The following is a 245-nucleotide window of genomic DNA, read 5'->3' on the forward strand; positions in this document are numbered from 1 at the left end:
ACCAAGGACACGGCCCTTCTCGCCGTCGTCGGCTTCACGGAACTGACGCTCGCGACACGCCAGGCCGGCGGTGCAACGCGCGAATACATGCTCTTCTTCTGCGCCGCGGGGCTGCTCTATCTGATGGTGAGCCTCGTCTCCAATGTCGTCATCGCACTCATCGAGCGACGGGCAAGGCGCGGCATGCCGGGTTTCTCCTCATGAGGGAAGACAATGCCGAAGCCGTGCACGCCATGGCCGACATC

At 63.7% G+C, this 245-nt stretch carries 1 pseudogene; it reads left to right on the forward strand.

What is annotated here, in order from left to right:
- Positions 1-204: pseudogene (locus CH341_RS33160) on the forward strand (ABC transporter permease); the annotation flags it as partial.
- Positions 205-245 lie beyond the last annotated feature (41 nt).

Origin of the sequence: Rhodoplanes roseus, from assembly GCF_003258865.1 — a bacterium.
GTDB classification, from domain to species: domain Bacteria; phylum Pseudomonadota; class Alphaproteobacteria; order Rhizobiales; family Xanthobacteraceae; genus Rhodoplanes; species Rhodoplanes roseus.